12 protein-coding genes are annotated in these 12513 nt (G+C 39.3%); 7 read left to right on the top strand and 5 right to left on the bottom strand.

Going from position 1 to position 12513, the window contains the following annotated elements:
* The first annotated feature begins 123 nt into the window (after nt 1-123).
* Entirely contained in the window at nt 124-729 is a 606-nt protein-coding gene (locus tag IEV15_RS06740) for a hypothetical protein (protein WP_188361753.1), read from the top strand.
* 83 nt (nt 730-812) lie between these two features.
* Here IEV15_RS06740 and IEV15_RS06735 read toward each other — a convergent pair whose 3' ends face one another.
* On the bottom strand, nt 813-1631 hold the full coding sequence (locus tag IEV15_RS06735; protein ID WP_188361752.1) for a putative universal stress family protein: 819 nt from the start codon (nt 1629-1631) through the stop codon (nt 813-815).
* A 3-nt stretch (nt 1632-1634) separates the two neighbouring features.
* Complete coding sequence (locus IEV15_RS06730) at nt 1635-3116, bottom strand: potassium/proton antiporter (RefSeq protein WP_188361907.1); 1482 nt, start codon at nt 3114-3116, stop codon at nt 1635-1637.
* Between the two features lie 451 nt (nt 3117-3567).
* Between IEV15_RS06730 and IEV15_RS06725 the strand changes: the two genes are divergently transcribed.
* The 6 genes from IEV15_RS06725 (at nt 3568) to IEV15_RS06700 (ending at nt 8306) form a co-directional block, all read left to right on the top strand.
* Nucleotides 3568-4434: a hypothetical protein gene (locus IEV15_RS06725; protein WP_188361751.1), complete on the top strand. Its 867-nt coding sequence runs from the start codon at nt 3568-3570 to the stop codon at nt 4432-4434.
* Nucleotides 4435-4913: 479 nt separating this feature from the next.
* Nucleotides 4914-5456 carry an SRPBCC family protein gene (locus IEV15_RS06720; RefSeq protein WP_188361750.1) on the top strand — a complete coding sequence of 181 codons (543 nt, stop codon included), beginning with the start codon at nt 4914-4916 and terminating at the stop codon, nt 5454-5456.
* 438 nt (nt 5457-5894) lie between these two features.
* Entirely contained in the window at nt 5895-7298 is a 1404-nt protein-coding gene (locus IEV15_RS06715; protein ID WP_188361749.1) for an MBL fold metallo-hydrolase, read from the top strand.
* A 53-nt stretch (nt 7299-7351) separates the two neighbouring features.
* Nucleotides 7352-7714 (top strand): rhodanese-like domain-containing protein, encoded by a 363-nt coding sequence (locus IEV15_RS06710; RefSeq protein ID WP_188361748.1) that lies wholly within the window; start codon nt 7352-7354, stop codon nt 7712-7714.
* Between the two features lie 15 nt (nt 7715-7729).
* Nucleotides 7730-8035, top strand: a complete 306-nt coding sequence (gene trxA, locus IEV15_RS06705) for a thioredoxin (RefSeq protein ID WP_188361747.1) — start codon at nt 7730-7732, stop codon at nt 8033-8035.
* Between the two features lie 73 nt (nt 8036-8108).
* Nucleotides 8109-8306: a hypothetical protein gene (locus IEV15_RS06700; protein ID WP_188361746.1), complete on the top strand. Its 198-nt coding sequence runs from the start codon at nt 8109-8111 to the stop codon at nt 8304-8306.
* A 61-nt stretch (nt 8307-8367) separates the two neighbouring features.
* Here IEV15_RS06700 and IEV15_RS06695 read toward each other — a convergent pair whose 3' ends face one another.
* The 3 genes from IEV15_RS06695 to IEV15_RS06685 all read right to left on the bottom strand — a co-directional run bounded on the left by IEV15_RS06695 (nt 8368) and on the right by IEV15_RS06685 (nt 12448).
* On the bottom strand, nt 8368-9618 hold the full coding sequence (locus IEV15_RS06695; protein ID WP_188361745.1) for a pyridoxal phosphate-dependent decarboxylase family protein: 1251 nt from the start codon (nt 9616-9618) through the stop codon (nt 8368-8370).
* Nucleotides 9619-9733: 115 nt separating this feature from the next.
* Complete coding sequence (locus IEV15_RS06690; RefSeq protein ID WP_188361744.1) at nt 9734-10684, bottom strand: hypothetical protein; 951 nt, start codon at nt 10682-10684, stop codon at nt 9734-9736.
* A gap of 135 nt (nt 10685-10819) precedes the next feature.
* Nucleotides 10820-12448 (bottom strand): acyl-CoA carboxylase subunit beta, encoded by a 1629-nt coding sequence (locus IEV15_RS06685; protein ID WP_188361743.1) that lies wholly within the window; start codon nt 12446-12448, stop codon nt 10820-10822.
* Nucleotides 12449-12513: the final 65 nt, after the last annotated feature.

The following is a 12513-nucleotide window of genomic DNA, read 5'->3' as shown; positions in this document are numbered from 1 at the left end:
CTGATTTTGCCTCCTGCCTAGGCAGGTTGGGGCAAACAAAATCAGGGTAAGGGTTTTGAAAGTAATTAAAGTTCGTTACAAGTAATGCTATAAACCAATTTTAGAATTCTTAACCGAAATAAAATGAAACAACTATCACTTTTATTTTACATTCTTTTTTTATTCAGTTGTAAACAAAATGCTCCGATAAAAAATGACGATATAGTACCATCAGATAAAAGAAATCATGCGGCTGAACTTATTGAAAAGGACTTCCTGAAATATGCCGACAGTACAAAGGTTGACAGTTTGAAAATGGAACTGCTAAACGCATTCACTATTTATGACGCTGCTCTTTTTAAAACCGCACACATTGACGCCGAAGCACTCGCTGAATTCAGTTTTGACTTTTTTCTTCCCAATCTCAATACGATACTGGCTAAAAGAAATAGCAGCCTTACCGTTAAAAAAAGTAATGACAATTATGATTCTTTTGAAGTTTTAATTAATGGCCAACCGATACAACTTTACACGCAGCTGGAATTAGACAACGATACGTTTTGGAGTACTGCACCGATAAACTTCTTCAGAAAAGTAAATACAATTTTGAAAGCAAATGACAGTAACGAACAGTTTTATTTACTTTATGGAGGCAACGACTTGCATGCCATTCTTTTGACTGACGAACAGTTTTTTATCATAGCAGACTACTACAAGGATAATTTTAATGAAAGACCATACAAGCCCTAAGTGGAATGTTTCGGACTACTGATTTTCACCCTATACATCCCGTACGGACAAGTCGCGACTTGTCCCTACAAATAATACGCACCCTAAGGCAACACTACCAGCGGCGTTTCTCCTTCATACACCAACTCACTTACCATAAACTTTCTAAAAAGTTGGTCGGTGAAATAACGGGTGCCTTTCTGCACCACTAAGAGTTCATCGGTTTTGTTGTTGATGAGGTTTTTGATGTCGTTAAATGGGTTGTCACCCTCAAATAGGGTGTAGTCCGTGGTAAAGCGGTCCGCAAACAATTCAGACAGTTGCCGGAGTTGTTTTTCGATTCCGGTGGTTTTTTCGTTCGGTTTGGCTAAGTAAAAAAAGGTAATCTGTGTGGTATCCGAGTCAACAAACTTGAGGAAATTGTTAAGTTCAAGAATATTCAACGGGTGTTTTTCCGTAACAGCGACCAAGATTCGCGGGTGGTTGAATTTGGTTATTGCTGCAGGTAGGGCTACCACGCAGTTATTGTTTTTTTCTATGACCTGAAGGGCAACACTACCTAAAACCAATTGTTTGATACGTGCGGTGCGTTTCAGCCCCACAAAAAGTAAGTTCTCGAATGGATCGGCTAATAGTCGTTCTAAGGTGGTGTTCAAACTGGTTTCGGTCACATAAAAAGAGATTTTACCGGTTTGAATGTGGTTGTCGGTTACCAAAGCTTTTAGTTGTATCAGGGCATCGGTATTGGTTTGAAAGACAATTTGTTTTCGGGTTTCATTGTCAGCAAGAGCCGGAACAAACACAAGGGTTTGGTGCAACAGCAGTACTTCTGCGTCCACTTGGTTGCTCCAATCGCATACATACTGCAGCAAGTCTAAGGAATAGGCTGAAAAGTCAATCAATACGATAAAGCGTTTTTTCATGGGTTACACTTTTAGAGTGGTTATTCGGTTATCAAGACAGGCAGCTACGCTACTAAAATCTTCTTGTTTGTCGGCTAACACCATCAAGAGGTCTTGAGCTTCAATAATAGTAGAACCCCCTGGTCTGAGGTACACTTCATTTCTTTTAATCATGATGATAAAAGCGGAGTGTGGAAAATTCAAATCTACAATTCGTTTGTTTACAGCTTTGGAATCAGGACTGATTTCAAATTCCTGTAACGACGATTTGGGGAGGTCGATAATGAGTTTGTCAATTTCAGAAATGGGCTTTGCTTTTTCGGGTAAGGCCACATGCAACCACTTTGCCACTACGGATAAGGTAGTACCTTGTATCAGTACCGAAGTTACGGAAATAAAGAAGACGATGTTGAAAATCATATGTGCTTTGTCAATGCCGGCCAAAAGGGGATAGGTGGCAAATACAATAGGAACCGCACCACGCAAGCCTACCCACGAGATGTAAAAGCGGCGACGGAGTCGCATTTTGAAGAAAATCAAACTGAGGAAAACGCCAATGGGTCGAGCAACAAGTATAAGGAAAACGGAAATTAGTAAACCGATACCCATATACGGGAACACTTCGGAAGGATAGACCAATAACCCCAAGGTTAAGAACAAAACGATTTGCATCAACCAAGCCAAACCGTCGTACATTTTAAGGATGGTTTTTTTGTGAATCAACTCCTGGTTGCCCAAGTAAACCGCACAAATGTAGATGGCGAGGAAGCCATTACCGCCAACAAAGTCAGTAGTGGCAAAGGTGATGAACATTAAGGCAATAACTAAAACAGGATAAAGCCCTTCAAAGTCAAGTTTGATTCTGTTGATAATGATTTTGCTTAACCTACCAAATCCAAAACCCGCAATAGCTCCTAAAATCATTTGCTGGAAAAATAGCGGAATGATGGAAGCAAAGCTTTGGTCTTGATGGACTACCAGGGTTAGAAACGCAATGGTAAGTACATAAGCCATAGGGTCATTACTTCCGCTTTCTAATTCTAAGGTGGGACGTAAGTTGGTTTTTAGAGCGAGACTTTTGGAACGTAAAATGGAGAATACAGCTGCAGCATCGGTTGATGATACGATAGAACCCAATAGCATACTTTCGTAAATGGTGAAGTCGGTCACCAGCCACACAAAAGTACCCAGCGAAAGTGCGGTGAATAAAACACCCAGGGTGGAAAGGGCAATTCCTTCTTTGAGTATGGGCTTTACAGCGTTCCAGTTGGTGTCGAGACCTCCGGAAAACAAGATGAAGTTCAAGGATACTATTCCGATGAACTGAGCAACTTTGGGGTTGTCAAAATGAATGCCCCCGATGCCGTCTGAACCTGCTAACATACCAATGGCAAGGAAAAGGAGTAGTGTTGGCACTCCGAATTTATAGGAAGTTTTGCCAACAATAATGCTGACAAAGAGGAGAAGCGAGCCCACTAAGAGTATGTTTTCGATGGTTAGGTTCATGGAATAGATAGTGTTTAGTTGGTTTTCACAAATATACATTTTTAAGTTGTTTTTTTGGGGGTTGGAGGGGAATTATGAAGTAGGAATTGAGAATTTTTTAGGAGTGGAAGCTTGGCTTTTTTTCTTTGCCACGAATGTACTAATTGGAGCTTCGCTCTTTTTTTGCTACGGACTGCCAGCAGGTTACACAAATTATTTTTGCCACGAAGATGGGAAGGCACAAGGATTATTGGGGGAGTGCTTCGCTTTTTTTTTGGCCACGGACCTGCCTGCCGGTAGGCAGGTTATACGGATTATACGGATTGGGACGGATTTTATTTGCCACTGATTTTCACCCTATACGTCCCGTACGGACAAGTCGCGACTTGTCCCTACACTATCTCTTTTTTAAAAACCCACGCAACCTTTTTTGAAATTAAATACTATTCAGTATAACCTAATTTCAAAACCTATGAAACTTAAAAATGTATTTCTCGGCTTACTAGTAGCATCGTTTTTTTCATGTAGCAATGATGCTGAAACTACCAACAATCCGAATGCAATGACCTTACACAAAAGAGTCATTGTACGAACGCAATCCTTGAATGCGGAAGCTCTTACTAAAGAAGTCCAATATTTTTCAAATAACGAAATAGTAGCCGACACTATTTTTAATCATCTGGAGGAATGGACACATAGAAAAGTAACTACGACCAATGGTACTACAAAAACCTATAAAACCTTTACTGTGAGCGGAGAAGTCACAGAGCACAGAGAGGAAACCTATGATAGTCAAGGCAGAATTACAGGCAGAAAACAACTAATTCCTGAAAATATTCTGGCGATATCCTACAGTTATACTGCTGATGAGACTGTAACGGTTGAAGCCATGAATCTGATAGATCAAACCGTTTCGTATGTGGGAACCTATTTCAAAAACAATCAAGGACTGATTTTTAAAGAAAACAGACCAACAACTTTTGATCCTACTACAATAACAGAAGGCACGTTGCTTTTTGATGGATTGCGACCCATCGAATATACGAATTCGGTGAACACAATAAGTTTTGACTACTATCCGGTTGCTAAACCGGCAACTATTTTAAAATCTACAACGGAATTGAATAATACGGTTTTATTGGGTCTTTCATTACTAAAAATGGCGGAAGAAGGTAATTTTTATTTCAAAAGAAATAATGAAACCACCAATAGCGTCAGCACCACCTATCAAACCGATTTTAATGAAAACAACTTTATCGAATATTATAAATCAACCTATATCAATGCAGCCGCCAATAATAACCTACTCACCACAGAAGTTTTTTATTATTACAATTAAATCAACACACCCTTTTGCCCACACAACCTAGAGTTTCCGTAAAAACAAACACAAAGCTCTGCATCGTATACTATAAATCTAATTGAGTTGGTTCAAAAGCTCTTGACTTCGGTTGAGGGCTTTTTTTAATTAGGAATTAGGAATACCCTACGCAGTAGGCAACTCCCCACCCAGTTTACCACGCTATGTCATCCCGACGCAAGGAGGGATCCCATAATCAAAGTCACCCCCAGTTTACCCTCAAATTTTGTCATCCCGCGGGATGTCGAAGACGAAATTTTATCCAGCCTAGGCGGAAGGGACCTCCTACGCATTACCCATAAAAATTTTTTAAATCCTCAAAAAAGTTACCTATATTTGAACTGTAGGTTAGTTATAAACCCCCACAACCAACCCCACGCCAAACAAAAAACAACATGAACAAACACAACAAATTTTCCGACCATAAAACCATAAAATAATAATTAAAAGTAAACATCATGAAGTATATAAAATACGCCTTAGTAATTATCGGAATCCTGATTATTGGATTTTTAGTTTTGGGTTTGATAAAACCAAAAGCAACCTATGAATGTGAAATAGTAGTGGATAAACCGGTGACTGAAACGTGGGACGTACTGCAAGACCCTGAAAAATTATCGGAATGGCTGCCCGGCTTTCAAAGAATTGAACATAATAGTGGTACTCCGGGAACTATAGGAGCAGTGTCAACGGTTTATTTTGACAATAACGGAGAAACTATGGCCATTAAAGAAACAATAACGGACATCCAACCAAATGAAATGATGTCTATGAAATATGAATCTGATTTTATGGATATGGATTATGAAGTACGAACTACTTCCGTTGATGGAAAAACAAAAATTCATTCCATCACAACAGCAGCAGGAAATGGAATATTTTCAAAATCTATACTGGCATTAATGGGAAGTTCACTAAAGAAACAGGAAGAAACGAATCTTTCCAATCTCAAAAAAGCGATTGAACAAAACACCAAGAACTATTCCCAAACAGCACTTTAGCAAAACATAGCACTTTGTTAGGATAGTAGTAAAAGATGTGGGTACACCGTAGCTGCCGGCAGGCAAGTCCGTGGCAAAAAAACTTTGTGGAACGCTGTGCAACAATAAAGGAGCGAAGCTCCAAATCAGTAAATCAGCGAAAAAAAAATCCGTATTAATCTGTCAAAATCCGTATAATCCGTGGCAAAAAATAAGAGCGAAGCTCCCCAACCCAATCCACTTAGTGCCTTCCTTCCTTAGCGGCAAAAAAACTTTGTGGAACGCTGTGCAACAATAAAGGAGCGAAGCTCCAAATCAGTAAATCAGCCGACTTTCCCAATTTCCTCCCAAACACAACCATTCCTTTCAATCTTTTTCAAAAATCCGTATCTTTGTAACTAATGTTACTGTATGCTTACCCATGCAGCTTTACTTTTGTAATCTAAAATAAAACGAATTATGAAAATAGAACAAATATACACCGGTTGTTTAGCTCAAGGGGCTTATTTCATTGAAAGTCAAGGTGAAGTAGCCATTATAGATCCGCTGCGAGAAGTGCAATCCTACATCGACAAAACAGAAGCAGTCAACGGAAAAATCAAATACATCTTTGAAACCCATTTTCATGCCGACTTCGTTAGCGGTCATGTCACCTTAGCAGAAAAAACAGGAGCTACTATTGTTTACGGTCCTAATGCCAATCCGAGTTTTAAAGCTCATATCGCCACCGATGGTGAAGTTTTTCAACTCGGCGATATCACCATTACCGCGTTGCATACCCCCGGCCATACGATGGAAAGTACCACCTATCTGTTGAAAGATAAAAACGGAAAAGATCACGCCATCTTTAGTGGCGATACGCTATTTCTAGGTGATGTAGGTCGTCCCGATTTGGCTCAGAAAGCCGCACACATGACACAAGAGCAATTAGCAGGCTTGTTGTTTGATAGTTTGCGTACAAAAATCATGACGCTAGCCGATGATGTTATTGTGTATCCCGCACATGGTGCCGGTTCTGCCTGCGGAAAGAACTTAAGTAAAGAAACGGTGGGTACTATTGGGGAACAAAAAGCAACCAATTATGCCTTGCGAGCCAACATGACCAAAGAAGAGTTTGTCGCAGAAGTAACCGATGGTTTATTACCGCCTCCGGCGTATTTCCCTATGAATGTGAAACTAAATAAAGAAGGCTACAGCAATGTAGAAGACATCATCAAAGAAGCAAAAGCACTCGATGCCACTGCCTTTGAGTTAGTTGCTAACGATACCGACGCTCTGATACTGGACGTGCGTCATCAGGATGAATTTGCAAAAGGACATATCCCAAAATCGATCTTTATCGGTCTTGAAGGTGGTTTTGCTCCCTGGGTAGGTGCCTTAATTTTAGATTACAAACAACCCATTCTAATCGTAGCCCCCGAAGGCAAAGAAGAAGAAACCATCACCCGATTATCCCGTGTGGGCTATGACAGTGCCATTGGCTATTTAAAAGGCGGCTTTGACGCATGGCGTAGTTCCGGTAAAGAATACGACACCGTTACCACCGTAGTAGCCACCGAACTGGAACAAAAGATAAACGAAAATGCCGCTGTCTTTGATGTTAGAAAGCCGGGTGAGTACAATTCGGAACACATTGAAAATGTGCCGTCCACACCTCTAGACTTTCTAAACGACCATATCGCTGAATTCCCTAAAGACAAAGATTTCTATGTGCATTGTGCAGGTGGTTACCGCAGTATGATTGCCGCTTCCATTTTAAAAGCACGTGGCTATCACAATGTGATTGATGTTAAAGGAGGTTATGCCGCGATTAAAAACACAGGTATTAAACGTACGGCTTATGTTTGTCCGAGTACACTGTAAAGTAACTAATACGCCTACCGTTGTTGAAACGCAATAAACTAAAAGAAAAGAAGATGAAAAAAATACTGGTTATACTATTCCTGTCGATGCTCACCATTTCGTGTCAGTCGCAGTCCAATCCCAAAATAAAGGTCATTGCTCCCGATGCTTTTAAAACAGCAATCGCAAAAGGGGAGGTGCAACTGGTAGATGTTCGAACTCCGGAGGAATTTTCGGAAGGTGCTATCGGTCACGCCCTAAATAACAATGTAAATGGACCCGATTTTGAAACGGAGATCCTAAAACTGGACAAAACCCAACCCGTCTATGTCTATTGCCGTAGCGGAGCAAGAAGTCAAATCGCAGCCAAGAAAATGGTTGACCTTGGTTTTACCGAAGTCATCGATTTAGAAGGCGGTTATTTGAATTGGAAATAACAAAATGCATTACTAATGAAAACCTTTCAAGACCTCATTAACGCCGACAAACCCGTACTGGTCGATTTTTTCGCTACCTGGTGCGGACCCTGTCAATCCCTAAGTCCGATTCTCAAAGAGGTAAAGGACAGCTTAGGTGAAACCATTTCAATTATCAAAATTGACGTCGATAAAAATCAGAGCCTGGCGGCTCAATACCAAGTGAAAGGAGTACCCACCATGCTCTTGTTTCAAAACGGAAAACAACTCTGGCGACAGTCGGGTGTTTTATCGAAACAACAGTTGCTTCAAATCATTTCTGAAAAGATTCTACAAAATTAACAGTGTTCGTTTTAAAAAATTATATATATTTGTTTTTCAATTCATTACATTAACCGTTAAAAATTTAAATAGTATGAAAAAAATTGTAGCCTTATTTGCAGTAGCATCGTTCTTATTCTCAATGGATGTTATGGCTGGTGAACCAAAAAATAAAGAAAAGAAAAAAGCGAAAGCTAAAACAGAAAAAGCAGAAGCTTCTGAAGAGAAGAAAGACTGTGGAGCTGCTAAAAAAGCATGTTGTTCTGCTAAAAAAGCAGAAACAAATTCGTAATCAAAGTTTAATACGAAATAAAAAAGCCACTTATTTAAGTGGCTTTTTTTAGGTTTACTAGTTAGGTAGTTACCGTGACGGTAGCTTCTTTAAGCTCTTCCAACAATTGGTTGAGATGATCTACTTCCACATGTTCCATCAAAACCACTTTATACCATTGGTTTTGGTCGTTGTGTTTTTGGGGAACTAAATCAAAACGTGCCGCTGTTTCCTCGGGAATAAACGCCGATTTAATGGTTACAATATTCATATTGGGTTCTCTAAAATAGGCAATTTTCATCTGATCTAATTGTTGGCAAAACCAATCGGTACGCATTTGCAGTATCTTAATTTTTTCAAACCAACCATTCGGTCCGTAGGTATTTAAAATCATCCAAACGGCAACTGCATTCGCTCCCGAACGACTTCCTGACAAGGTTAAATCCATTCCTTCAACATATTGAGCTTCTTGTGTTAACACATTCTCAATTAAACGCTTTCTACAGATAAATATTCCCGTTCCGTAAGGGGCTTGCAACATTTTATGTGCATCAACAGTTATAGAAGATACCTTTGGATTTTTGAAACTCAATGCGGTAGTTTCTTTTGCCAAAAAAGGATATACAAATCCGCCATAAGCGGCATCAATATGAATCGAAAAGGGAACGTTGTAGTTTTCTAAAACCTCGCAATAGTCATCAGGATTGTCAACCGAACCAAACATGGTGGTGCCCATATTGCAAACCACAATAAAGTATTTTTTACCTTTTTCCATCGCGACAGCTAGCATAGTATTCAAAGCTTCTTTGTCGATTTTTCTATTTTCAAAACCAACAGGAACGGATAACCAATCAATTAAAAGTAAGTTGGCTCCCTTAGCAATAGAGTAGTGGGTATCTTCAGAAGCTAGGATGGCAATTTCAGTAGGTTGTGCCCCGAAATGCTTCATAAAATTGTTGCGATACATCCACAAGGCTTGTAGGTTGGCTTCTGTTCCTCCCGAAGCAATATAGCCGTCAAATTGATTTTTTTCAGCTCCAAAGATGTCCACAGCCAGAATATCTAAGGTCTCTCTTTCAATTTGCTGTGTCCCTTTAAACGCCTTTTCTGACGTACCCGTGGTATGACAACCGATATGATTCGGATTGGCCACAAAAGTCATTAATACCGGAGCATCTTTTAAGAAAGGAGCATCATCATAAAACACTTTGCCGTCTAATTTTGACGCGGGATAGCCCAAAGAGGCATCTTTTGAAAAGTTTACATTTTCTTGTAAGGCCTTTTCAATATGGTGCAGTCGTTCTGCGGGTGTTCTTTTTTTCCAAAATTCCATGGGTGTACATTTTGGAGCAAAATTGGGTGATTTTTTTACCCTAAAATATGATTTTAGTCATATTTAATGAAGTGTCACAAAATGGGCCGGTTTTGTGTTTTAGACGATAACAAAACTAATCCTGATAGAGTAATTCTATCGTAATTTTATCACTTCGTTTGCCTTTTTCACCATTGATAGTAAGCTCGGTTTCTCTGAGAGTTTCTATTTTATGTGGGATTCCGGGATAAAAGTAATATTCAAAAGTGTTGGAATCATTAATTTTAAATACTGCAGTTTCAAATGCCTTTTCAAATTCACCATCCTTAAGATTCATGCTTTTAAATACTTGGTTAAGCATGTTTAAAGTGTCATCAGGATCCAATTCCATAGTGTGTTTTATGATACAAAAATTTTCTTCAAAATCGATTTCTTCAAAATACATTTTTGCATTGGCTTTAATGGGGTCTCCGCCAAACATATTGGGAATTTGGTCTTCATAGGTAAGGGTTTCTGTAGTGTCAAATTCAAGACCCATAGGAAAATGAAAATAGTGTATTTCTTTCATTACCAGTTGCTCGATTCCTTCTTTAGAGCTGTATATCTGCTTAAAAGGTTCCATTGCCTTTTCTAAATTGTCTTTTGATTTTGGGTCATCTAAACTCTTAACATTAATAATATCAACGAACATTTTGTTCATTATTTCGGAGACTTCTTTCCAATTGAGGATTTCAATAAAATCACCAACCTCCGAAGTTTTATACTGAATTTCAGTTAACCTGTACTTTGATAATTTATCTAACAATTGATCCGGAATATTGTAGGTGTTTTTGAAATCATTTTCATAGGACCAATTTATTGTATAGGAGTTTTCAGTTGAATCAATGACGGTAAAATTGGCAATGTAGGATTGGTTTTCATCTTTAACCAGTTTTCCTTCTTTCCATTGCTTTTTAACTTTTGAAATTTTAAAATCATAACTGTCACCAATTGACCAGTAGGCCACAAATGAAACATTGGTGGTGTCTGTTTGACCAAGCAGTTGTAGTGAAATTAAAAGAAAAAAAGTTTTAAGTACTAGCCTCATGGCAACTAATGTATTCCTGTTTTTAGTCATTATCAAGTAATTGTGTATTGAAATAAAGGGTAAAGAAGTATTGGTTTATAGAAAACGAGGGACTATTGCTATCCCATAATTTCATAAGATTTTGAGGTATATTTTTTAAACTTGTATCACCCCCAAATTAAATTTCTTTTCAATAGGAGCGTGGTTAGCCGCTTCAATACCCATAGAAATCCAAGTACGTGTCTCTAATGGGTCAATAATTGCATCAGTCCACAACCTTGATGCGGCATAATAAGGAGAAACTTGGGCATCGTAACGGGCTTTTATTTTGTCAAAGAGTTCTTTTTCTTTTACTTCATCAATTATTTCCCCTTTAGCTTTTAAAGAAGAAGCTTCAATTTGTGCTAAAACTTTAGCGGCTTGCGTACCACCCATTACGGCTAATTCGGCACTTGGCCAAGCAAAGATTAATCGGGGGTCGTAGGCTTTTCCACACATGGCATAGTTTCCTGCTCCATAGGAGTTGCCAACGATCACAGTGAATTTGGGTACAACCGAATTGGAGACCGCATTCACCATTTTGGCTCCGTCTTTGATAATGCCGCCGTGTTCTGATTTACTGCCTACCATAAATCCGGTGACATCCTGAAGGAAAACTAAGGGTATTTTCTTTTGGTTGCAATTCGCAATAAAACGGGTAGCCTTATCCGCAGAATCGGAGTAAATCACACCGCCAAACTGAATTTCTCCTTTTTTAGTTTTGGAAACCGTACGTTGGTTCGCAACAATTCCCACAGCCCATCCGTCAATTCGAGCATAGCACGTGATGATAGATTGTCCGTAGCCTTCTTTATACATATCCATTTCGGAGTTGTCAACCAATCGTTTGATTACTTCCATCATATCGTATTGGTCCGATCTCGATTTTGGAATAATACCATAGATATCTTCTTCTTTCAAGGCAGGTTTTTCCGCTTTTACTCTGTTGAATCCGGCTTTGTCATAATCGCCAATTTTCCCAACGATACTTTTAATGCGGTCTAAAGCATCTTTGTCGTCTTTGGCTTTGTAATCAGTTACGCCTGATATTTCGCAATGCGTAGTAGCACCACCTAATGTTTCGTTGTCTATATTTTCACCCACAGCGGCTTTTACCAAATAACTTCCGGCTAAAAAGATACTCCCTGTTTTGTCCACAATCATCGCTTCATCACTCATGATAGGTAAGTAGGCACCACCGGCCACACAGCTTCCCATAACCGCCGCAATTTGTGTGATTCCCATACTACTCATTACTGCATTATTGCGGAAGATGCGTCCGAAATGCTCTTTATCCGGAAAGATTTCATCTTGCATCGGTAAATAAACTCCGGCACTATCTACCAAATAGATAATGGGTAATCGGTTTTCTATGGAAATTTCCTGAGCTCTTAAGTTCTTTTTTCCCGTAATCGGAAACCAAGCTCCGGCTTTTACAGTAGCGTCATTGGCTACTACCACACATTGTTTTCCTTTGATATAACCTATTTTTACAACCACACCTCCGGAAGGACAACCGCCGTGTTCGGCATACATGCCGTCACCTACAAAAGCGCCAATCTCAATGCTTTTCGCTTTAGGATCCAGCAAATAATCGATGCGTTCGCGTGCCGTCATTTTTCCTTCTGCATGCAATTTGGCAATTCGCTTTTCACCGCCACCCAATTTCACTTGAGCAAATCGCTGTTTTAAATCAGAAAGTAAAAGCTTGTTGTGGTCTTCGTTTTTGTTGAAGTTGATGTCCATTATATGTTGTAGTGTTTTTATTTGTTGCTAAAATACGAAAACGATAGAGAATTTGAAAAATGATT

The organism is Flavobacterium orientale, from assembly GCF_014638005.1.
Classification (GTDB): domain Bacteria; phylum Bacteroidota; class Bacteroidia; order Flavobacteriales; family Flavobacteriaceae; genus Flavobacterium; species Flavobacterium orientale.
The sequence above is the reverse complement of the archived record's forward strand: the minus strand, read 5'-3'. Positions and strand labels throughout refer to the sequence as shown.

Bases quoted from the DNA above. Each gene is read 5' to 3' on its own strand.
- IEV15_RS06740 (WP_188361753.1), top strand. From the start codon at position 124: ATGAAACAACTATCACTTTTATTTTACATTCTTTTTTTATTCAGTTGT.
- IEV15_RS06735 (WP_188361752.1), bottom strand. From the start codon at position 1,631: ATGAAAAAACGCTTTATCGTATTGATTGACTTTTCAGCCTATTCCTTA.
- IEV15_RS06730 (WP_188361907.1), bottom strand. From the start codon at position 3,116: ATGAACCTAACCATCGAAAACATACTCTTAGTGGGCTCGCTTCTCCTC.
- IEV15_RS06725 (WP_188361751.1), top strand. From the start codon at position 3,568: ATGAAACTTAAAAATGTATTTCTCGGCTTACTAGTAGCATCGTTTTTT.
- IEV15_RS06720 (WP_188361750.1), top strand. From the start codon at position 4,914: ATGAAGTATATAAAATACGCCTTAGTAATTATCGGAATCCTGATTATT.
- IEV15_RS06715 (WP_188361749.1), top strand. From the start codon at position 5,895: ATGAAAATAGAACAAATATACACCGGTTGTTTAGCTCAAGGGGCTTAT.
- IEV15_RS06710 (WP_188361748.1), top strand. From the start codon at position 7,352: ATGAAAAAAATACTGGTTATACTATTCCTGTCGATGCTCACCATTTCG.
- trxA (WP_188361747.1), top strand. From the start codon at position 7,730: ATGAAAACCTTTCAAGACCTCATTAACGCCGACAAACCCGTACTGGTC.
- IEV15_RS06700 (WP_188361746.1), top strand. From the start codon at position 8,109: ATGAAAAAAATTGTAGCCTTATTTGCAGTAGCATCGTTCTTATTCTCA.
- IEV15_RS06695 (WP_188361745.1), bottom strand. From the start codon at position 9,618: ATGGAATTTTGGAAAAAAAGAACACCCGCAGAACGACTGCACCATATT.
- IEV15_RS06690 (WP_188361744.1), bottom strand. From the start codon at position 10,684: ATGAGGCTAGTACTTAAAACTTTTTTTCTTTTAATTTCACTACAACTG.
- IEV15_RS06685 (WP_188361743.1), bottom strand. From the start codon at position 12,448: ATGGACATCAACTTCAACAAAAACGAAGACCACAACAAGCTTTTACTT.